Source organism: Mangrovibrevibacter kandeliae (genome assembly GCF_024519155.1).
GTDB classification, from domain to species: Bacteria; Pseudomonadota; Alphaproteobacteria; order Rhizobiales; family Rhizobiaceae; genus Mangrovibrevibacter; species Mangrovibrevibacter kandeliae.
On sequence record NZ_JANIFJ010000001.1, the window covers coordinates 971533 to 990516 of the forward strand.

An 18984-nucleotide genomic window follows, 5' to 3' on the forward strand; every position below is an offset into this window, starting at 1 on the left:
GGAGGAGGCGCGGGCGACAGGAGGAGAGCACCATGGACAGAGCACCCGGTTTCGATACCCTTGCCGTGCATGCCGGGGCCCAACCCGATCCGGCGACCGGCGCGCGGGCGACCCCGATCTATCAGACGACGTCCTTCGTGTTCGACGATGTCGACCATGCCGCGGCGCTGTTCGGACTGCAGCAGTTCGGCAATATCTACACCCGCATCATGAATCCGACGCAGGCCGTCCTGGAGGAGCGCGTTGCGGCGCTGGAGGGCGGCACGGCGGCGCTGGCCGTCGCCTCGGGCCATGCCGCCCAGCTCCTGATCTTCCACGCGCTGATGCAGCCGGGCGACGAATTCGTCGCCTCCCGCCGGCTCTACGGCGGCTCGATCAATCAGTTCGGACACGCCTTCAAGTCCTTCGACTGGCACGTCAAATGGGCCGATCCCGACGACCTGTCGTCGTTCGAGCAGGCGATCTCGGAGAAGACGCGCGCGATCTTCATCGAGTCGATCGCCAATCCCGGCGGCGTCGTCACCGACATCGCTGCGATCGCCGAGATCGCTCACCGGCACGGACTGCCGCTCATCGTCGACAACACGCTGGCGACGCCGTATCTCTGCCGGCCGATCGACCACGGAGCTGACATCGTCGTGCACTCCCTCACCAAGTTCATGGGCGGCCACGGCAACTCGATGGGCGGCGTCATCGTCGACGGCGGCACCTTCGACTGGTCGGCGTCAGGCCGTTACCCGGTGCTGTCGCAGCCCCGGCCGGAGTACAACGGCGTCGTCCTCCACCAGACCTTCGGCAACTTCGCCTTCGCGATCGCCTGCCGGGTGCTCGGCCTGCGCGACCTCGGTCCGGCCATCTCGCCCTTCAACGCCTTCATGATCCTGACCGGCATCGAGACCCTGCCGCTCCGGATGCAGCGCCACGCCGACAATGCTCGACGGGTCGCCGAGCACCTCGCGCGCCACGAGAAGGTCGCCTGGGTCTCTTATGCCGGGCTGGAAAGCGACCGGCACCATGCGCTGATGCAGCGCTACTGTCCGAAGGGCGCCGGCGCCGTGCTCACCTTCGGCCTCACGGGCGGCTATGACGCCGGCGTCGCGCTCGTGCAGGGCCTCGAGCTCTTCTCGCACCTCGCCAACATCGGCGACACGCGCTCGCTCGTTATCCATCCGGCTTCGACGACACATCGCCAGCTCGCCGACGAGCAGAAGCTGTCTGCGGGCGCCGGGCCGGATGTGGTTCGTCTGTCGGTCGGCATCGAGGATGTCGAGGACATCATCGCCGATCTCGATCAGGCGCTGGCGAAGACCTGACGCGGGGAGCGGAGGCATGAGCAAGGATGCGGACCGGACATTCGCCCGGCTTCTCGTCATCGATCCCGCGACGGTTCCGGAGGAGGTGGGCGCGCCCGCACCGGATCGATTGATTGCCGGCAACCCGACCTTTCGGACTTGGAACGCCGAGGACGACGGGCAGGACCTCTATGCCGGCCTGTGGGAGGCAACGCCCGGGGAGTGGCGCGTCGCGTATGACGAGTGGGAGTTCTTCCACGTCATCAGCGGCGTCTCCGAGCTGACGGAGGATGGCGGCGAGACGCTACGGCTGGAAGCCGGGAGCGTCATGGTGATCCGTCCAGGCTTCAGAGGGCGCTGGAAGGTCGTCGAGACCACGCGAAAGAGCTATGTGATCAAGGTCTAGAGCGCTTCAGGGCCACGGGACCGTTCCGCCGGAGAATGTTTGGCGCGGGATCGGGGCCGCGAGGGTCGGCCCAGCGAGGCCGGGACGTCGTCCGACGCTTGCGGCCCGGTCGACTAAGGCCCGTGGGCGCTCAAGTTCCAGCGTGCGTTGGCTCGCTTTGTCTGAGCATCACCCTGTTTTCCGCATAACCCAGGGCGCCTGTTGTCGCACTAGGCTCGGGGCTCCTGTGCCTGGATCTTTTGGCTTGCGGCTCGGTGCGACCTGCATGGCATCGCGTAAAGCAAGGAGGTGGGCGGTGGCCGGGTTGCGGCGCATGCTCGACGCGATGCTGCCAATCAGCGGGTTGGCGTCGCAGCCGCTCGCGAGCTTGCCGATATTGTTCGCGGCCGCGGGGTCCGCAGCGGCTTCCAGAAAGTCGAAGATGGTCCGTATGCCCGCGCCGCGCAGCGTGAGGAACGCATCCGGTCCGACAGTCAGGAGCAATTGAGACTGGGCGATCCAGTCGACGATGCGCGCGAGCCCGTAAGGCGTCGATATGACGAGGGAAATGGCGTTCTCCATCGCGAGGTTCTGTACGTCATTGATCTCGTAGCCGGTCAGGCGGAACTTGATCGACGGGTCGATCCCATCGATCAGATCGAGCGGCAGATCACGGCTGATTGCGTTGAACTGCGGGATCGTGCGGCGCAGTCGCAAGGCGCTGGGCAGGCGATCGATCAGCGTTCGGATCCCAAAGGCCGGGTCGCGCCCCGACATGAAGACGAGCCCAAGCACCGCCGTTGCCGTCAAGGCCACGCTTGCCCCTTGGGTGATGTCGTTCGCGACCGCCAGGACGTGGCGGAGTACCGTCGCGACCAGCACGCTGAGTACGATGTGGATGGTGCATCGGACGAAATCGATTGGCGTCAGATCGAAATTCGCGACGCGCAATACGAGGTAATCCACCACCCAGACATAGGCGCTGACAAAGGCGACGGCGATGATGAGAACGGTGCCTTTGCGGTAGGTTGCGGCGGCAGCCCCGCTTTGGAAGCCATCCAGAAACAGGCGCTGCTGGATGGCTGCTCCCCGGCTGGCGATCCCCGCATCCCAGATGATCAGGAGTGCGAGGGTCGACACCAGGATGAGAAGGACGGCGGGCAGCATGAAGGAGAAGGCAGTCTTCGCCACGGTCAACAGCCGCTGCTCGCCGCCATGGTCGCTCCTCGGGTGGTACCGCGCTCGAACCAGATCGAGCATCTCTGCGAGGTCAGTGCGCCCAGGAGGATCAACGAGACATTGACTGAGCCGGTCGAGAAGAAACGTGCGGCGCCGCCGTACGATGCCGCGCCCGAAGAAGATGGAGAGCGGCATCAGTCCGCTGAGTGCCAGCACGATCAGTATGCGCTGCGGGTCGTTGCTCAGCCACCCCATGCCATACCCCGACGTCCGTGTACCGCCGGAGACCAAGTGTACGCGAAAGGGTGCGAATTACAACTATGAGGCGTAAACCTCTCGAACTGCGTGAGACGCCGCCACGTGACGTGGCGGCGCCGGTGTTACGATCTATCGCTCGATCTCGATCAGGATCTCGTTTCGCTTCAGGAATCCCGGCGTCCAGGGCGGGTTGTAGAAGGCGTAGATCGGATCACCCTTCTGCTTCAGGTTTTCGTCGGCGAGGTAGTTGTAGAGCGCCATCAGCTTCTTGCTGGCGAGCGATGCGGTAAAGGTGCCGGAGAAGCGGATCACCACCATGCGACGCGCCGGCACCTCCTTCAGCGTCACATCACTGGAGCCGGGAAGGGGCAGGCTCTCCTTGGTGTACTTCTTCGGCATCACGAAGCGCACGGCCCAGCCCTTGGTCCGACCCTCGCTCTCGGCCAGCTGCTGCATGACGGGGGCGGTCATCGCGATCTTCTTGCCCGGACGATTGTGGGCGAAGATGTAGTCGGCCAGTGTCTCGAAGCCGTTGCGGCGCGCCTTCTCGTGGTAGCCGCTCTTGATGGTCTCGGCGATGACCATGCCGTCATAGTCGCGGATCTCGACGTCACCGTCCTGCCGCACAGCGTCGTAGTCCGGCTCCTCGGTGTGTTCGGACAGCTTGCGGGTCGCATAGTAGGCCGCACCGACGGCGAGGATGGCGCCGCCCGCGATCAGAAGCGTCGAGATCGTCGGACGAGCCCGCAGGAAGTCCAGACGCCGTTCGGTGTGGGTCTGGCGCCGCAGGCGCGAGAGGCTCGGCCATTGCACATCATCGAGGCCGGCCCGGAGTTCGTCGGTCTGATGACGCCAGTCCGGCATCGCGTTGCGGACCGAGCGCGCCACGGAGCGGGCATCGTCGGTGGTCGGGAGCGACCAGCCGGAGAGGAACTCCGGCACGTACCGCGATACGCCTTGGCGCTGGTGCAGTGTCGGCAGGTGGCGCTCGAGGCTGCGGCGGATGCGCTCGGTCCGGCTCGGACGCAGGTCGAGGCGATCGATCACCTGCTCCTCCAGCTCGCCGATGCGTTCACCAATGTCGCTGATCGCCTCGCTGAGCCGTTCGAGGGCCGGAGAGGAGGAGTGGCGGGACATGGAGATCTCCTGAGAGTGGCGGTGTCGATACGGGCTCGCTGGCCTTGCAGCCGAGGTCGGGCCGGCCGTGCGAACAACGCGAGCGGGTGATGTTGGTTGCGACTTGATCAGTCGGCGGAACGTTCGCAGATGCGGCGATCTAGTTGATGTGCCACGCAACCTTTTGCCGGCCGAAGGATTTCGGTCTCATCGGGTTCGTTTTGACCTGATACTCCAGCAAGCTAGGGCGGCCCGACGGCCGCCCCTTTTTGTTTCTGAGCCGCGTCTGAGGTCGCTGCTGCCGAGGTGTCCCGGGGACCCCCGTCACGGCCCCCGGGACGATCCCGCCGTTGGCCGCGGCCCGACAAGGACGGCCACAGTCACCGGCGGATCGCTGCGTCAGCTGTGCGACCACGCTCTTCGCCACAACGCTGGACTGGCTGTCATGGTTCGAAGAGCGCCAGCGTCCGCTGATCGCACCGGTGTCGAGCGCATCCCGACACCAGATGCCTCACTTCGGCGTTTCGGCGGGCTGCTCCGGCACCGCGCCAGGCGGAATGACGGGCGTCGTGCCGGGGTTCGGGTCCGGCGCCGGCGCCTGAATTTGCGGATCGACGCCGCCGGGCGGCGTCAAAACGCCGCCGCAGTCGGCGAGCTGACGGCTCGCGTTGTCGCCGCCCGAGGCAGACGGGTCGCATCGCCCGGTTCCCTGAAGATCCGGTGCGCCAGGCGCGCCGGCATCGGGCGCAACGGACGGGGGGGCGGCGTCGAGACCGGGAGCCGCCTGCGTGTCGGGCGCGGGAGCACTCGTCTGGGCCTGCGCTGCCGCGCCGAGCCCGAGAAGGCTCGCTGCGGCGAGGGCGATGATCGTCTGCTGTCGGGGCATGATCCAGATCCGGTTGAAACTGTTGGTGAAATCGCGCGCGCGGGCGAGGGGTTCCGTTAACTCGCCGTCATTCGCCCGGTCAGCGCTCGCCGAGATGCGCCCGGGCCACGTCACGCAGGGCCTCCGAGTAGTGCACCGCTGCGCAGGTCCGCACCGGGCTCACCTCTTTCTGCTCGGCAAGGTTCTGGTCGTTCACCGGACAGACCTCGGCCGCGAGCTCTGCGGAGACGGGGATCGTCAGCGGCACCGAGGGGAGGTCGACCTGAAGTTCCTCCGCGATGCGGCTGCGGATGTCGTCCTGGCCGAGCGACACCTCGACAGCATCGTCGGGACTGACGGACGAGGTGGTCGTCGGATCAGGGGAGGCCTGGGCGAAAGCGGAACCGGCGAAGGCAGTGGCGATCGCCGCCGCGGCGAAGAGGGTGCGTAGCATCGGGAACTCCCGTTTCAGATCATGCCGGCGAAATTGCCGGGGCGGATGATCCGTTCCGAAGCCGGCCCGGGAAAGCGCGCGCGGCGAAGGCGGTATCAGTCGCCGGTCTCCAAAGGACCGCCTGGCACGCGGCGGGCTATGCGCTGGCAGCGACGTTGCTTATATCGCGCTGCAGCACCCCCGAGCCCGAGCTTTTATGACCATCACCCAATCCTCCGGCCGCCGCCTCGCAGAGGAGGGCGGCGGGATCAGCGCCGGCCTGACCGTCCTCGTCGCCTTCAGTTGCGGCGCGCTCGCCGCCAACCTCTATTACGCCCAGCCCCTCGTCGCGCTGATCGGTGAGTCACTCGGCTTGCCCCGGGCCGCCGAGAGCGCGATCGTCACCTTCACCCAGATCGGCTACTGTCTCGGTCTCGTGCTGCTCGTCCCGCTCGGCGACGTGCTCGAGAACCGGCGCCTGATCATCGTCACGATGATCGCCAACGTCGCGGCGCTCATCGGCCTCACCTTCGTGCCGAGCGTGGCGATCCTGTTCGGCGCGATGCTGGTCGTCGGCGTCACCTCCACGGCCGCACAGATGCTGCTGCCGCTCGCCGCTCACCTCGCACCGCCGGCCGAACGCGGACGGATCGTCGGCAACGTGATGAGCGGGCTGCTGCTCGGAATCCTGCTCGCCCGACCCGTCGCGAGCTTCCTCGCCGAATATGTCGGCTGGCGCGGCGTCTTCGCGCTGTCGGCCGGCGCGGTGGCGCTCGCCGCGCTCGCCTGTGCGGTCCTCGTGCCGACCCGCCGACCAAGCCACCGCCACAGCTACGGCGAGCTCATCGTCTCCCTGGGTCGGCTGTTCCTGCGCGAGCCGGTGCTGCGCCATCGGGCGCTCTATCATGCGGCGATGTTCGGCGTGTTCACCGTGTTCTGGACCGCCGCGCCGCTGATCCTGCTGCGCGAGCCCTATGATTTCAGCCCGAGCGGCGTGGCGCTGTTCGCCCTGTCCGGCGTCCTCGGGGTGGTCGCTGCCCCGGTCACCGGCCGGCTTGCCGACCGCGGCCATACCGTGCTCGGCACGGTGATCGCGATGCTCCTGGTGATCGGCGCCTTCGTTGCCGCCCTCTTCGGCCAGACCTCGCTGGTCGCCCTCGTCTTCGCCGGCGTGATTCTCGATCTCGGCGTGCAGGCGAACATGGTGATCAGCCAGCGTGAGATCTATCAGCTGGATGCGGCGATCCGCAGCCGGCTCAACGCCGTCTACCTCGCGGTCTTCTTTCTCGGCGGCGCGCTCGGTTCGGCGCTGACGAGCCCGGTGCTCGAGCGGTTCGGCTGGGTCGGCATCTGCATTCTGGGCCTGGTGCCGCCGGCCTTAGCGCTCGTCTCGTTCCTGGCGCTGGATGCGCCGCGCAGGGCCGGGCGCTAACGCGCCTCCCACCGGTCGAGAAAGTCCTCGATCGGCAGCGCCTGCATGTCGGGAACGGCCGCATGCAGGCGATCCTGCGGCCAGTCCCACCAGGCGAGGGCGGCGATGCGCCGGGCGACACGCTCTGGGAAGCGCGGGCGCAACGCGCGCGCCGGCACGCCGGCGACGATGGTGAAGGGCGGCACGTCACGTGTGACGACCGCATTGGCGCCGACGACCGCGCCGTCGCCAATCGTCACGCCCGGCATGACTACGGCGCCGTGGCCGATCCAGACGTCGTTGCCGATGGTCACGCGCTTCGACCGCCGGCGCTCGCGGAACGCCTGGTCGATGCCGAGATAGCGGAAATACTCGTTCGGGCGATAGGTGAGCTTGTGCGTCGTCAGCCGTTCGACCGGGTGCTCGAGCGCATTCAGCCGTGTGTTGGCCGCGATCGAGCAGAACTTGCCGACGCTGGTGTAGATCGCTTCCCCGCCGCGTTCGAAATAGGAGAAGTCGCCGACGCTCACCTCGCGCAGCAGCGTGCGCGGGCCGATCTCGACGTGCCGGCCGAGGCGACACTCCTTCAGCTCGGCGGTCGGATGGATGCGCGGCTCGTCCGGGCGCAAGCGCGAGGATCCGTCGGCTGCGTCGGCCGCGCTCGTCTCGTCCACCATGACCGTCTCCGCTTGGGTCTTCCAGCTCGCGCCTGTATAGTGCGGTCATGCTCCGTACGCGACCGCATCTTGGCCGTCCTGCGCTCGCCGCCCTCGGTCTGAGCGCGACGGCCCTCGTCGCGTTCCTCGCGGTCGCCGGGTGGATGCGGCACGGGCTGCAGATCTTCGTGCAACTGGCGCAGGACGGCTGGTCCGGCTGCTTCTGACGGGACTTCCGCTGCGACGCTGCGCCCGCGTCTCGGGCGCCAGCGCGCGCTTGTGTCTCGCACGAGGCACGCGTAAAGGCGGGACCCGACGGCCGCCGAGGCCCGCTCGATGTCCAAGCGAAAGAGGAGGCCGCGATGCGACCGATCGCCTATGTCCGCCTCGCCCTCTGGGTGGTGGTCGCACTGCTCGCGGGCGCGACGGCGGCTCTCTACTTCCTGAACACCTCCGGTCCGATCGTCGCGAGCGAGGCGCCCTACGGGACGCCCTTCCAGCTCGTCGACCAGGACGGCAAGCCGATCAGCGACAAGGACCTCCGGGGCAGGCCTGCGGCGATTTTCTTCGGTTTCACCCACTGTCCCGAGGTCTGCCCGACGACGCTCGCCGAGATGGCGAACTTCCAGAACGAGCTGCAGAAGGAAGGGCGCCGCCTGCCGGTCTACTTCGTCACCGTCGATCCGGAGCGCGACAGCCCGGCGGTGATGAAGGACTATACCAGCGCCCTGTCTCCTGACATCACCGGCATCACCGGCGATCCCCCGACCATCGCCGAGATGCTGAAGGGCTGGGGCATCTACGCCCGCAAGGTGCCCCAGGGCGACGATTACACGATGGATCACACCGCCTCCGTCTTCCTGCTCGACGCCGAGGGCCGGCTCAAGGGGACCATCGCCTATGGCGAGGATCAGGCTTCCGCGCTCGACAAGCTCGAGAGGCTGACCGCATCGTGAAAGACCAAGAAGAGGCGCCACCCGGCATGGGCGTGACGCAGGTGCGTTACTTCCTGCGTGCGGGCAAAGCGGAGGCGCAGGCCGCCTATGGGCGGCTCGAGGCCGCCTATGAGGACGAGGCCGCGCCGCTCTCGATCTTCGAGATCGACGAGGCACGCGGCGAGCACGAGGTCTCGGTGTATTTTGAGGCCGATGGCGGGGACCGATCGCAGGAGGTGGCGGACGCCGCGGGCGTCGCGCGGGTGGAGCGCGAGGATCTTCCGGACGTCGACTGGATGGAGCAGGTGCTCGCCGACCTGAAGCCGGTTCGGGCGGGTCGCTTCCTGGTGCACGGGGCGCATGATCGGGCGCGCGTGAAACCCAACGATCTGTCGATCGAGATCGAGGCAGGGCAGGCGTTCGGCACCGGCCACCACGAGACCACCGCGGGCTGCCTGGAGGCGATCGACCGCATCCTGTCGATGCGAATGCCGCAGAACGCGCTCGACCTCGGCACCGGCAGCGGCGTCCTGGCGATCGCACTCGCGCTGCGGGGTCGGGTGCCGGTGCTGGCGACCGACATCGATCCGGTGGCGGTCAGGGTGGCGCAGGAGAACGTGCGGGCCAACCGCGTGCACACCCTGGTGCAGACAGCGGTCGCGACCGGGTTGTCGGCGGCGGCGATCCGCGACCAGAGCCCGTACGACCTGATCGTCGCCAACATCCTGGCCGGTCCGTTGATGCGGCTCGCGCCCGGCATTGCGCGGGCCCTGACGAGGGACGGCGACCTCGTCCTGTCCGGCATCCTGGGGCGGCAGCGGAACGCGGTGCTTGCCGCTTATCGCGTGCAGGGGCTTTTCCATCGCCACACGCTCTGGCGCGGCGACTGGGTAACGCTCCACCTCACGCGGTAGGAGAGGCGCAAAGACGAAGGGCGCCCGAAACGGCGCCCTTGCATACTGGGTCTCGAGTGTGCCGCAACGCCGAGGCCGCGGTTGGATTCAGCGGCGGATCGGGCTGCTGCCGTCAGCGTGATTGCTGCGGTCGAAGCCGCTGAAGTGGTCGGCGTTCCACATCGCAACGCGCGACGCGACATAGGCATCTGCCTGGCGCTGGCGCGCTTCGATGTAGCGCTCGAACGCGACGCGAAGGACGCTCTTGGAACGCGGGCGAAGGGTCACATCGGCTGAAGTCGTCATCGTTTGGCTCCTGATCAAATCTCGTCCAAGTCCTCCCGATGACCGAAATATGCCCATTGCCTCCCGCACGAGCCACCGGGGCACATGCATAGGTCCTGCGCGTTTGCTGCAATGCAGCAGGCCGGCGTCGATTCGGCTCGGCAGCTTTCGCCCGGAGGCGCATGGGCGTAGTGGTCCGGCCCTGAGACAACGGTCACGATGAGGCAGCGGATGTTCCAGAGTTTCGAGTCCCCCGGATCCTCCGAGCACAGCGCCCGGCGTGTCGCGAGCCTGCGCGATCGCTTCGACAGCCTCGGCATCGACGGCTTCGTGGTGCCGCGCGCCGACGAGCATCAGAGCGAATACGTTCCGGCCTCGGCTGCGCGCCTCGCCTGGATCACCGGGTTCACGGGTTCGGCCGGCGTCGCACTCGTGCTGCGGGACCGGGCGGTGCTCTTCGTCGACGGGCGGTACACGATCCAGGCCCGCCAGCAGGTCGACGGCAAAGTCTTTTCCGTCGAATCCTCGGTCGAGCGGCCGCTGCCCCAGTTTGCAAGCGAGGAGCTGAAAGGGCTACGGATCGGCCTTGACCCTTGGCTCCACACGGTCGGCGACGTGCGCAAGCTGCGCGAGGCGCTGGAAGCCGAGGGCGGTGCGCTGATCGAACTGCCGGCCAACCCCGTCGATGCCATCTGGAACGACCGGCCGGCGCCGCCGAGCGCCCCGGTGGTCGTGCATCCGGAGCATCTCGCCGGACGTCCGGCCTCCGAGAAGCTCGCCGAAATTCGCGGCGTTCTCGAACGGCAAGGCGCCGATCTCGTCGTCCTCACCGACCCGTCCTCGATCGCCTGGACCTTCAACATCCGCGGCGGAGACGTGCCGCACACGCCGCTGCCGCTGTCCTTCGCCATCGTCGAGCGGGGGGGCGGGGGGCGCCTCTTCATCGATCCCCGCAAGCTCGACGACGCCGCGCGCGCGCATCTCGAAACGCTGGTCACCCTCGAGGAGCCTGAAGCACTCGAGCGTTCGCTGCGCACGCTTGCCCCGGGTCGCAAAGTTTCGCTCGACATCGGACTGACGGCCGCGCGCCTCGCGGCGGTGGTCACGGAGGCCGGTGGCACGGTGGTGGAGGAGGCCGATCCTGCCCGCCTGCCGCGGGCACGCAAGACGTCGGCCGAACTCGCCGGCGCGCGCGCCGCGCACCGACGCGACGGCGCCGCGCTCGCAAGCTTCTTCCATTGGCTGTCGCTGCAAGCGCCTGGGACGATCGGCGAGATCGCCGCGGCCGAGCGCCTCGAGGCCTGCCGGATGGAGGCGGGCGAGCGCGATGGCGTCGATCTGCGCGACATCTCCTTCGACACCATCGCCGGGTCGGGGCCGAACGGCGCAATCATCCACTACCGCGTCACCCGCGACACCGACCGGCTGCTCGGCGACGGAGAGCTCTTCCTGCTCGATTCGGGGGCGCAATACGAGGACGGCACCACCGACGTCACCCGCACGGTCGCCATCGGTGAACCGACCGCGGAGATGCGGCGGACATTCACGCTCGTCCTGAAAGGCATGATCGCCATCTCGACGGCACGCTTCCCGAAGGGGACACGCGGCCTCGAACTGGATCCGCTCGCGCGGATCGCGCTGTGGAAGGCGGGGCTGGACTTCGGTCATGGCACCGGTCACGGGGTCGGCGCCTACCTTGCGGTCCACGAGGGGCCACAGTCGATCTCGCGGCGCGGCTTCCATGTGCTGGAGCCCGGCATGATCGTGTCCAACGAGCCCGGCTACTACCGCGAGGGCGCGTTCGGCATCCGGATCGAGAACCTGCTGGTCGTCGAGGACGCGGCCGCCATCGAGGGGGGCGATCTCCCGATGCACGGCTTCGAGACGCTCACCTACGCGCCGATCGACCGGCAGCTGATCGACCTGGATCTGCTCACACGCGAAGAGCGGCATTGGCTCGACGACTATCACGCCCGCGTTGCAGACATCGTCGCTCCGATCGTCGAGGCGGAGGTCGCAGCATGGCTGCGCGAGGTGACCGCACCGCTCTGACCAGCCGATACGAAAGCGGGAGCGGCCATGGCCGCTCCCGTCGATCGTCTCGAGCTCTTTCTGTACCGGTCAGCGGCAGAGCTGGCGCGGTCCGTGATAAGGCTGGAACGTCCCGCTGCGCGCATCGAACGAGCGGTAGCGGGCCGAGCAATAGCGATACCACTCCCGCGTCCAGGGCCGGGGATGGCCGGCATAGCCCCGCTCATAGTGGCGCGGCGAGGAGGCGATCGCGGCACCGACGCCGAGTCCGATGATGGCCGCGCCCAGCGCCGCGCCGCCGTTGTGGCGGCGGTGGCCACGGTAGTACCGGCGATGGCCGCGATAATGGCCCCGATAATGCCCGTGGTCGCCGCGATAGCGGTAGTAATGACTGCGTCCCACCGGCTTCGGGCGGCCTTCCGCATGCGCGGCACTTGCTCCGGAAATCGACGCGAGCGGCGACTGCGACGACACGCCGACCGGCGCGAATGCGAGGCCGAGCGCGAGCGGCAGGGCCACCAGCGACTTGAAGTACGAGGTCATCCGAGCCTCCTCCGTTCTCTGATCGTTTCACGGACTTAACAGGGTGTCAGCTGAACGGTTCCTGAACACGGGCGCTCGGCCGCTGTCGGCCGATCACGCTGATGCGAGCCGCTCCGGCGGCCGGCGGCGGTGGGCGTAGCGATTGCGCATCGCGCTGAGGGAAACGCAGGCTTGGAATGCGGAGCGGGCTTTCCCTGCGCGTCGATCCTGATATGACGCGCTGAACATCATCGCCGAGCCGGTCCCGCGGCCGGGCGCATGAGACGCGGAATGGTAGGAGACTGAGGACTTGGCACTCGCGACGATCATCCAGAACGAATTCGACCAGATTCTCGCGAACTGGATGCGGGACCAGGGCCGCGAGGGCGTGCGTCGCACCGACGTCGTCTCGGCGCGGGAGAGCGAGGCGCAGAGCCGCGAGCTTCTGCAGGCGTTGGCGCGGGCGCTGCGGGACACCCGGTCCGACGACACCTTCGACTTCTCCAATCCGGGCTGGGACCCGGTGCGGGAGGCGCTCGAGCACATCAGCCAGACGCGCACCGAGAGCGGCGTGTCGCCAACCGAGATGGCCTGGTTCATCGCCTCCATCAAGCAAAGCATCTTCACGATCCTCAGCCAGCGCAACGCCGACGATCCGAAGCTCCTGATCGACCAGGTCTGGATGGTCACCAAGATCGTCGACCAGATGGCGCTGCACGCGATCTCGGCCTATGTCGACCAGCGCGAGGCGATCATCGAACGCCAGCAGTCGGAGATGACCGAGGTCTCCGCACCCGTCGTGAAGATCTGGGACCGCATCGTCACCGTGCCGCTGCTCGGCACCGTCGATTCGTTCCGCGCGCAGACCGTCATGGAAAATCTGCTGCAGGCGATTGTGGAGCGCGAGGCCGAGGTCGCGATCATCGACATCACCGGCGTCTCCACGGTCGACACGATGGTCGCCCAGCATCTCCTGAAGACCGCGGCGGCGGTGCGGCTGATGGGGGCCGAATGCGTCATCTCCGGCATCAGCCCGAAGATCGCGCAGACCATCGTCCATCTCGGCGTCGATCTGCCGAACGTCGTCACCCGCGGTGACCTGCAGAGCGGCCTGTCCTACGCGTTTGAACGCCTCGGCGTGAAGATCGGGGGCTGAGAGCGTGGAGCACGCGTCGGGCATGGGCGCGTCGCCCGTCATCACCATCACAGGCTGCGTCATCGTCGCCATCCGCGACAACCTCGACGACCGTTCGGTGATGATGCTTCAGGATCAACTGGTGGAGGAGGTCGCCCGCACCAAGGCGAAGGGCGTCATCATCGACATTTCGAGCCTGGAGATCGTCGACACCTTCGTCGGGCGCATGCTGGGCGCGATGGCGGAGATGGCGGGCATGCTGAACGCGCGCACCATCGTGGTGGGGATGCGGCCGGCGGTCGCAATGACGCTCGTCGAGCTCGGCATGACGCTTGCGGGCGTCGAGACGGCGCTCAACGCCGACAAGGCGATGGGACTCATCCTGAGCGGGCGGGCTTCGACCTCCCGTGCCCGATGATGTGTGGACCATCGCCCTCCGGCGTTCGAACGATGTCGTCTTCGCACGCCAGGCGGCGATGAATGCGATGGACCGGATCGGGGCGAGCGCGATCAAGCGGACGAAATTCGTCACGGCCGTATCGGAGATCGCGCGCAACGCCCTAATCTACGGCGGCGGAGGCGTGATGACCTTCCATCTGCACAAGCTGGCCGGCCGGCCTTCGGTGCTTGCCGAGTGCGTCGATCACGGGCCTGGCATAGCCGATGTCGATCGGGCGCTGCAGGACGGCTATACGACCGGCAAGGGGCTCGGCCTCGGCCTCAGCGGCGCGCGGCGGCTGGTGGATCGCTTCGCGATCGAGACGCTGCCGGGAGAGGGGACGACGGTAATCATGGAGTGTGGCGCACGATGATCCTGCTGCCGGTGAACGAACCGAGCCAGGTCGGCGCCGCGCGCCGGCGCGCCGTACAGGAGGCGCAGGGGTTGGGCCTCGACGACGAGCGCTGCGATCGGATCGCCATCATCGTCACCGAGCTTGCCACCAACCTCCTGCGTCACGCCAGCGAGGGCGAAATCCTTCTGTCTCCGGCGGCAGGGCCGATAGCCGGGCTGCACATCCTCGGCACCGACTGCGGCCCGGGCCTGCCCTCGATCGAGGCGGCGCTGACCGACGGCTTCTCGACCGCCACTGACAGCCCGGGGGGCATCGGCGGCGGGCTCGGGGCGATCCGCCGGCTGTCCGACGATCTCGACATCCATTCGGATCCTGCAGGCACCACGCTCGTCGCCACCGTCGGCGGAGGGCCGCCGGCGCCCGATGGCGACTGCGCCGGCCTGATCGTGCCGAAGCCCGGCCACGCCTCGGGCGGGGACATCTGGTCGTTCCGGGTCGAGCCGACGCGCACGATCGTGATGCTGCTCGACATTCTCGGCCATGGCAGCAAGGCCGCGGAGATCGCCGAACAGGGGCGGGACGCCTTCGACAACACCGCCGACCTTCCGCTCGAGGAGCTCGAGGCGGCCGTGGCCGATGCCCTCGTCGGCGATCGCGGCGCAGCCTCGATGATCGTCGAGGTGCCGCATGGCGACGGCACTCTGCGCGCCGTCGGTTTGGGCAACGTGCGCGGCGAGATCGTCCACGGCACCCGCCGCCAGGGGCTTCTCTCCGCGCCGGGCATTCTGGGCAGCGGTGCACGGCGTTCGAAGGCGATCGAGCACGAGTGGCATGCCGGCTCCCTGCTGGTGCTGGCGACCGACGGGCTGAAGACGCACGGCCAGGGCGGCGAGCCGCAGAGCCTCTACGCCCGGCGGCCCCTGACGATCGCAACCACGCTCTACCGGCGCTATCGCCGTGGCACCGACGACTGCGGAGTCGTCGTCCTGAAGAGTGCCGCATGAAGCTGATCGTCACCTCCGTACGCATCGAGCGGGACACCGACGTCGCCCATGCCCGCCGCATGGCCCGCGTCGCCGCCCAGAGCAGCGGATGCAGCGTGCGCGATCAGATCCGCTTCGCCACGGCAGTCTCCGAGATCGCCCGCAACGCCCTGCAGTATGCCGGGGGCGGCGTCGCCGAATACGCCTTCGACCGCAGCGGCGAGCGCGGTGCCAAGTTGTACGTTCGCATCGCGGACAAGGGCCCGGGGATCGACAACGCCCAGCGCATCCTCGGCGGCCGCCACAAGTCGCAGACCGGCATGGGCCTTGGTCTCAGCGGCTCGCGCAAGCTCGTCGACGAGTTCGATCTGCAGACCGGCGACGGCGGCACCGTCGTCACGCTCGGGCTGGCGATCACCGGCGAGAGCGACCCCGCGGCGCTTGCCCGCAAGGCGGCGGCCGCGATGAGCGCGGCCTCGCACGAGAGCCCGCTGGACGAACTCGCCGAGCAGAACCGGGCGCTGCGCGACTCGCTCGCCCAGCAGGAGTTCCTGGTGCGCGAACTGCACCACCGCACCAAGAACAACCTCGCGGTGATCCAGTCGCTCGCCATCATGCAGGCGCGCCAGCTCCGATCCCCCGAGGCGCGCGACGCACTCGAAACGCTGACCAGCCGCATCCGCGCCTTCGCCAACGCCCACAACTTCCTGCAGCGCGCCGAGGACGTGGCGCGCATCGCGCTGAACCTGCATGTCGAGGAACTCGCCCAGCAGCTCTCGGTCGCCTTCGGACACGACATCGATATCGTCTGCGACGTCGAGCAGGTCTCCGTCAGCTTCGACACGGCGACCGAGATCGGCCTCGTCGTCAACGAGCTCGTCACCAACGCCGCCAAGCATGCCTTCAAGAACGGGCGCGCCGGCCAGATCCGCATCGACGCCCATGTCGATGCGGACGGGCTCGTGCTGCGGGTGAGCGACAACGGACCGGGCCTCGACGATCCGCAGACCGCGCTGCGTAACACCCGCTCGCTCGGCTGGCGCATCGTGGAAGGCAGCGCTCGCAAGATGAACTCGACGCTGGACGTCGCGAGTGACCATGGCCTCGCCGTCACGTTGACCATACCAAATTACTTATCGGACTAGGTCGATTGTCGCGGCGGTCCAAACCGCGTCGCAACCTCCCGTGTTCCACGATTGGAGCAAGCTTGCAGCTTTAGGAGCAAGCCAGACTGCGGACTTCCGCAGCCGTCACGGAGGAGATTTCGATGACGAAGATTCTGGCCTGTATCGACGGTTCCGACTACGCGAGCAGCGTCTGCGACCACGCGGCCTGGGCGGCCAAGCGGCTCGGCTCCGGGGTTCTCCTGTTCCACGCGCTCGGCCGGGAGGCCGCCACCACGCCGGTCGCCTTCGAGGAAGCGCACGACACCGGCGAGCGCGACACGCTCGCCGCCGAGCTCGAGAAGCTCGCCGAGCAGCGCGCCCGACTTGCACAACAGCGGGGGCGCGCCCTGCTCGAACAGGCGCAGGCCAAGCTGCGCGGCGAGGGGATCGACAACATCGTCTACCGGCTGCGGCACGGCGACGTGGTGGAGACGGTGATCGAGGCGGAGGAAACCACCGACTTCGTCGTCATCGGCAAGCGCGGCGAAGCCGCGGACTTCGCCTCCGCCCATCTCGGCTCCAACCTCGAGCGGGTGGTGCGCGGCAGCTCGAAGCCGATCCTCGTCGCCTCCCGGGCCTTCCAGCCGATCACGACGTTCCTCGTTGCCTTCGACGGCGGCACGAGCTGCATGAAGGCGATCGACTTCATCGCCGGCACCGAGCTCCTGAAGGGGGCCTCCGGCCAGCTGCTGATGGTCGGCAATCCCTCGAGCGGCGCCGAGGCGAAGCTGTGGGAGGCCGACCGGACGCTGCGCGACCTCGGCTTCGAGATCAAGTCGGGCATCGTGCCGGGCGATCCAGACGAGGTCATCGCCGAACGCGTCGAGAGCGACGGCGTCGACCTCGTCGTGATGGGCGCCTACGGCCACTCGCGCATCCGGCAGCTCATCATCGGCAGCACCACCACCGAGATGATCCGCTCCTGCAAGGTGCCGGTGCTGCTCTTCCGCTGAGGCCGGCGTGCCCGCCGAGCGGCGGGCTCAGCCGATTTCGCGCGTCGTCGAGAAGACGATCTGCGGGTAGTTCTTCTGGGCGTACGAGATGTCCCAGGCGCTGCGGGCGAGGAAGACCGGCCGCTCGGCCCGGTCGAAGGCCATGTCGCCCTTGTTGGCGTTGACGAAGCGCTCGAGCTCGGCCGGCTCCTCGCAGCTGACCCAGCGGGCCGTGTCGAAGGCGGCGCTCTCCAGCATGATCGTCACGCCGTACTCGACCTCGAGCCGCGAGACGAGGACGTCGAGCTGCAGCGCGCCGACGACGCCGACGAGCCAGGAGGAGCCGAGCATTGGCCGGAACACCTGTGTGACGCCCTCTTCGGCGAGGTCGTTCAGCGCGCGGGTCATCTGCTTGACCTTCATCGCGTCCGGCAGGCGCACGCGGCGGATCAGCTCCGGCGCGAAGCTCGGAATGCCGGTGACGCTGAAGGTCGAGCCCTCCGTCAGCGTGTCGCCGACAGACAGCGTGCCGTGGTTCGGGATGCCGACGATGTCGCCGGCCACCGCCTCGTCCACCACCTCGCGCTCGCGGGCGAAGAAGAACATCGGGCTCGCGATCTTCAGCTCCTTGCCGCTGCGCACGTTCTTCAGCTTCATGCCGCGCTTGAAGACGCCGGAGGTCAGCCGCACGAAGGCGACGCGGTCGCGATGGTTGGGGTCCATGTTGGCCTGGATCTTCAGGACGAACCCCGAGACCTCGTTCATCGCCGGCTCGATCGGCTTCGGCTCGGCCGGCTGCGGCAGCGGCGGCGGCGCGAAGCTGCGCACGGCGTCGAGCAGTTCGCGCACGCCGATCTCCCGCATCGCCGAGCCGAAGATGACCGGCGTCATGTGGCCCTGCCGGTAGGATTCGAGGTCGAAGGAGGGCAGCGAGGCGCGCGCGATGTCCATCGCCTCCATCGCCGGACCGAAGACCGGGTCGCCGGTCAATCTCGGCTCGGTCAGGAAGCTTTCGACGTCGTCGAAGGTCTCGCGCGCCCGCGTGTTGCGGGTCAGCGTCACCGGCTGGCCGTCCTGGAAGGCGACGAGGCCGCGGAAGTCGGTGCCCATGCCCATCGGCCAGGTGATCGGCGCGACGTCGAGCGCGAGGCCCGACATGATCTCGTCGAGGATCTCGAGCGGGTCGCGGCCCTCGCGGTCGATCTTGTTGACGAAGGTGATGATCGGGATGTCGCGCAGGCGGCAGACCTCGAAGAGCTTGCGCGTCTGCGCCTCGATGCCCTTCGCCGCATCGATCACCATGATCGCCGAGTCGACGGCGGTCAGCGTGCGGTAGGTGTCTTCCGAGAAGTCGGCGTGGCCGGGAGTGTCGAGGAGGTTCAGGACCAGCCCGTCATACTCGAAGGTCATCACCGAGGACGAGATCGAGATGCCGCGCTTCTGTTCGATCTCCATCCAGTCCGAGCGGGTGCGCCGGCGCTCGCCGCGCTCCTTGACCTGGCCGGCGAGGCGGATCGCGCCGGACTCCAGGAGCAGCTTCTCGGTCAGCGTCGTCTTGCCGGCGTCCGGGTGCGAGATGATGGCGAAGGTGCGACGGCGGGTGTAGCCGGTCGCCGCATCGAAGAGCGCCGCGCGGGACGGGCCCTCGGGCCCGCCGTCGATCGGCGCCTCGGCCGTGAAGGTCTCGGTGGTATCCATGTTCTGGACCTGTCG

The 18984-nt window shown here is 67.9% G+C and carries 21 protein-coding genes; 13 read left to right on the plus strand and 8 right to left on the minus strand.

The window, feature by feature from the left end; translation table 11 throughout:
• Positions 1 to 32 precede the first annotated feature (32 nt).
• Both NPA30_RS04670 and NPA30_RS04675 read left to right on the plus strand, forming a co-directional pair.
• Positions 33 to 1313: an O-acetylhomoserine aminocarboxypropyltransferase gene (locus NPA30_RS04670; protein ID WP_256801201.1), complete on the plus strand. Its 1281-nt coding sequence runs from the start codon at positions 33 to 35 to the stop codon at positions 1311 to 1313.
• A gap of 16 nt (positions 1314 to 1329) precedes the next feature.
• Positions 1330 to 1698 (plus strand): cupin domain-containing protein, encoded by a 369-nt coding sequence (locus NPA30_RS04675; RefSeq protein ID WP_256801202.1) that lies wholly within the window; start codon positions 1330 to 1332, stop codon positions 1696 to 1698.
• 168 nt (positions 1699 to 1866) lie between these two features.
• Here NPA30_RS04675 and NPA30_RS04680 read toward each other — a convergent pair whose 3' ends face one another.
• The 4 genes from NPA30_RS04680 to NPA30_RS04695 form a co-directional block, all read right to left on the minus strand.
• A complete protein-coding gene (locus NPA30_RS04680) occupies positions 1867 to 3111 on the minus strand; it encodes a hypothetical protein (RefSeq protein ID WP_256801203.1) in 1245 nt (414 codons plus the stop codon).
• Positions 3112 to 3243: 132 nt separating this feature from the next.
• Positions 3244 to 4251 (minus strand): SOUL family heme-binding protein, encoded by a 1008-nt coding sequence (locus tag NPA30_RS04685; RefSeq protein ID WP_256801204.1) that lies wholly within the window; start codon positions 4249 to 4251, stop codon positions 3244 to 3246.
• A 490-nt stretch (positions 4252 to 4741) separates the two neighbouring features.
• Positions 4742 to 5116: a hypothetical protein gene (locus tag NPA30_RS04690; protein ID WP_256801205.1), complete on the minus strand. Its 375-nt coding sequence runs from the start codon at positions 5114 to 5116 to the stop codon at positions 4742 to 4744.
• A gap of 79 nt (positions 5117 to 5195) precedes the next feature.
• Positions 5196 to 5549: a hypothetical protein gene (locus NPA30_RS04695; RefSeq protein ID WP_256801206.1), complete on the minus strand. Its 354-nt coding sequence runs from the start codon at positions 5547 to 5549 to the stop codon at positions 5196 to 5198.
• A 196-nt stretch (positions 5550 to 5745) separates the two neighbouring features.
• Here NPA30_RS04695 and NPA30_RS04700 point away from each other — a divergent pair, with 196 nt between their 5' ends.
• Positions 5746 to 6960 (plus strand): MFS transporter, encoded by a 1215-nt coding sequence (locus NPA30_RS04700; protein WP_256801207.1) that lies wholly within the window; start codon positions 5746 to 5748, stop codon positions 6958 to 6960.
• Here NPA30_RS04700 and NPA30_RS04705 read toward each other — a convergent pair.
• Positions 6957 to 7616, minus strand: a complete 660-nt coding sequence (locus tag NPA30_RS04705) for a DapH/DapD/GlmU-related protein (RefSeq protein WP_256801208.1) — start codon at positions 7614 to 7616, stop codon at positions 6957 to 6959. The two genes, NPA30_RS04700 and NPA30_RS04705, sit on opposite strands and share 4 nt — an antisense overlap.
• Before the next feature lie 47 nt (positions 7617 to 7663).
• Between NPA30_RS04705 and NPA30_RS04710 the strand changes: the two genes are divergently transcribed.
• The 3 genes from NPA30_RS04710 to NPA30_RS04720 all read left to right on the plus strand — a co-directional run bounded on the left by NPA30_RS04710 (position 7664) and on the right by NPA30_RS04720 (position 9444).
• Positions 7664 to 7822: a hypothetical protein gene (locus NPA30_RS04710; RefSeq protein WP_256801209.1), complete on the plus strand. Its 159-nt coding sequence runs from the start codon at positions 7664 to 7666 to the stop codon at positions 7820 to 7822.
• A gap of 135 nt (positions 7823 to 7957) precedes the next feature.
• Entirely contained in the window at positions 7958 to 8551 is a 594-nt protein-coding gene (locus tag NPA30_RS04715) for an SCO family protein (RefSeq protein ID WP_306228697.1), read from the plus strand.
• A gap of 32 nt (positions 8552 to 8583) precedes the next feature.
• Complete coding sequence (locus tag NPA30_RS04720) at positions 8584 to 9444, plus strand: 50S ribosomal protein L11 methyltransferase (RefSeq protein ID WP_372338756.1); 861 nt, start codon at positions 8584 to 8586, stop codon at positions 9442 to 9444.
• Between the two features lie 87 nt (positions 9445 to 9531).
• Here the strand turns inward: NPA30_RS04720 and NPA30_RS04725 are convergent, their stop codons facing one another.
• The gene (locus NPA30_RS04725) at positions 9532 to 9729 is read right to left on the minus strand and encodes a hypothetical protein (protein WP_256801210.1); all 198 of its coding nucleotides are present in this window, start codon (positions 9727 to 9729) and stop codon (positions 9532 to 9534) included.
• Positions 9730 to 9939: 210 nt separating this feature from the next.
• Here NPA30_RS04725 and NPA30_RS04730 point away from each other — a divergent pair, with 210 nt between their 5' ends.
• Positions 9940 to 11760: an aminopeptidase P family protein gene (locus tag NPA30_RS04730; RefSeq protein ID WP_256801211.1), complete on the plus strand. Its 1821-nt coding sequence runs from the start codon at positions 9940 to 9942 to the stop codon at positions 11758 to 11760.
• A 69-nt stretch (positions 11761 to 11829) separates the two neighbouring features.
• Here NPA30_RS04730 and NPA30_RS04735 read toward each other — a convergent pair whose 3' ends face one another.
• Positions 11830 to 12282 carry a BA14K family protein gene (locus NPA30_RS04735; RefSeq protein WP_256801212.1) on the minus strand — a complete coding sequence of 151 codons (453 nt, stop codon included), beginning with the start codon at positions 12280 to 12282 and terminating at the stop codon, positions 11830 to 11832.
• Positions 12283 to 12571: 289 nt separating this feature from the next.
• On the opposite strand from NPA30_RS04735, the gene NPA30_RS04740 reads away from it, so the two are divergent.
• The 6 genes from NPA30_RS04740 (at position 12572) to NPA30_RS04765 (ending at position 17292) form a co-directional block, all read left to right on the plus strand.
• Positions 12572 to 13417 (plus strand): STAS domain-containing protein, encoded by an 846-nt coding sequence (locus tag NPA30_RS04740; protein ID WP_256801213.1) that lies wholly within the window; start codon positions 12572 to 12574, stop codon positions 13415 to 13417.
• Between the two features lie 22 nt (positions 13418 to 13439).
• A complete protein-coding gene (locus NPA30_RS04745; RefSeq protein WP_256801214.1) occupies positions 13440 to 13814 on the plus strand; it encodes an STAS domain-containing protein in 375 nt (124 codons plus the stop codon).
• Positions 13804 to 14208 (plus strand): ATP-binding protein, encoded by a 405-nt coding sequence (locus NPA30_RS04750; protein WP_256801215.1) that lies wholly within the window; start codon positions 13804 to 13806, stop codon positions 14206 to 14208. Before NPA30_RS04745 ends, NPA30_RS04750 begins: the two co-directional genes overlap by 11 nt.
• Positions 14205 to 15194 (plus strand): ATP-binding protein, encoded by a 990-nt coding sequence (locus tag NPA30_RS04755; protein ID WP_256801216.1) that lies wholly within the window; start codon positions 14205 to 14207, stop codon positions 15192 to 15194. The genes NPA30_RS04750 and NPA30_RS04755 overlap by 4 nt, the downstream gene beginning before the upstream one ends.
• Positions 15191 to 16318, plus strand: coding sequence for an ATP-binding protein (locus NPA30_RS04760; protein WP_256801217.1), 1128 nt, complete (start codon positions 15191 to 15193; stop codon positions 16316 to 16318). The genes NPA30_RS04755 and NPA30_RS04760 overlap by 4 nt, the downstream gene beginning before the upstream one ends.
• Positions 16319 to 16440: 122 nt before the next feature.
• On the plus strand, positions 16441 to 17292 hold the full coding sequence (locus tag NPA30_RS04765) for a universal stress protein (protein ID WP_256801218.1): 852 nt from the start codon (positions 16441 to 16443) through the stop codon (positions 17290 to 17292).
• Between the two features lie 27 nt (positions 17293 to 17319).
• Here the strand turns inward: NPA30_RS04765 and NPA30_RS04770 are convergent, their stop codons facing one another.
• A complete protein-coding gene (locus NPA30_RS04770) occupies positions 17320 to 18969 on the minus strand; it encodes a peptide chain release factor 3 (protein WP_256801219.1) in 1650 nt (549 codons plus the stop codon).
• Positions 18970 to 18984: the final 15 nt, after the last annotated feature.

Bases quoted from the DNA above. Each gene is read 5' to 3' on its own strand.
- NPA30_RS04670 (WP_256801201.1), top strand. From the start codon at position 33: ATGGACAGAGCACCCGGTTTCGATACCCTTGCCGTGCATGCCGGGGCC.
- NPA30_RS04675 (WP_256801202.1), top strand. From the start codon at position 1,330: ATGAGCAAGGATGCGGACCGGACATTCGCCCGGCTTCTCGTCATCGAT.
- NPA30_RS04680 (WP_256801203.1), bottom strand. From the start codon at position 3,111: ATGGGGTGGCTGAGCAACGACCCGCAGCGCATACTGATCGTGCTGGCA.
- NPA30_RS04685 (WP_256801204.1), bottom strand. From the start codon at position 4,251: ATGTCCCGCCACTCCTCCTCTCCGGCCCTCGAACGGCTCAGCGAGGCG.
- NPA30_RS04690 (WP_256801205.1), bottom strand. From the start codon at position 5,116: ATGCCCCGACAGCAGACGATCATCGCCCTCGCCGCAGCGAGCCTTCTC.
- NPA30_RS04695 (WP_256801206.1), bottom strand. From the start codon at position 5,549: ATGCTACGCACCCTCTTCGCCGCGGCGGCGATCGCCACTGCCTTCGCC.
- NPA30_RS04700 (WP_256801207.1), top strand. From the start codon at position 5,746: ATGACCATCACCCAATCCTCCGGCCGCCGCCTCGCAGAGGAGGGCGGC.
- NPA30_RS04705 (WP_256801208.1), bottom strand. From the start codon at position 7,616: ATGGTGGACGAGACGAGCGCGGCCGACGCAGCCGACGGATCCTCGCGC.
- NPA30_RS04710 (WP_256801209.1), top strand. From the start codon at position 7,664: ATGCTCCGTACGCGACCGCATCTTGGCCGTCCTGCGCTCGCCGCCCTC.
- NPA30_RS04715 (WP_306228697.1), top strand. From the start codon at position 7,958: ATGCGACCGATCGCCTATGTCCGCCTCGCCCTCTGGGTGGTGGTCGCA.
- NPA30_RS04725 (WP_256801210.1), bottom strand. From the start codon at position 9,729: ATGACGACTTCAGCCGATGTGACCCTTCGCCCGCGTTCCAAGAGCGTC.
- NPA30_RS04730 (WP_256801211.1), top strand. From the start codon at position 9,940: ATGTTCCAGAGTTTCGAGTCCCCCGGATCCTCCGAGCACAGCGCCCGG.
- NPA30_RS04735 (WP_256801212.1), bottom strand. From the start codon at position 12,282: ATGACCTCGTACTTCAAGTCGCTGGTGGCCCTGCCGCTCGCGCTCGGC.
- NPA30_RS04745 (WP_256801214.1), top strand. From the start codon at position 13,440: ATGGGCGCGTCGCCCGTCATCACCATCACAGGCTGCGTCATCGTCGCC.
- NPA30_RS04755 (WP_256801216.1), top strand. From the start codon at position 14,205: ATGATCCTGCTGCCGGTGAACGAACCGAGCCAGGTCGGCGCCGCGCGC.
- NPA30_RS04760 (WP_256801217.1), top strand. From the start codon at position 15,191: ATGAAGCTGATCGTCACCTCCGTACGCATCGAGCGGGACACCGACGTC.
- NPA30_RS04765 (WP_256801218.1), top strand. From the start codon at position 16,441: ATGACGAAGATTCTGGCCTGTATCGACGGTTCCGACTACGCGAGCAGC.
- NPA30_RS04770 (WP_256801219.1), bottom strand. From the start codon at position 18,969: ATGGATACCACCGAGACCTTCACGGCCGAGGCGCCGATCGACGGCGGG.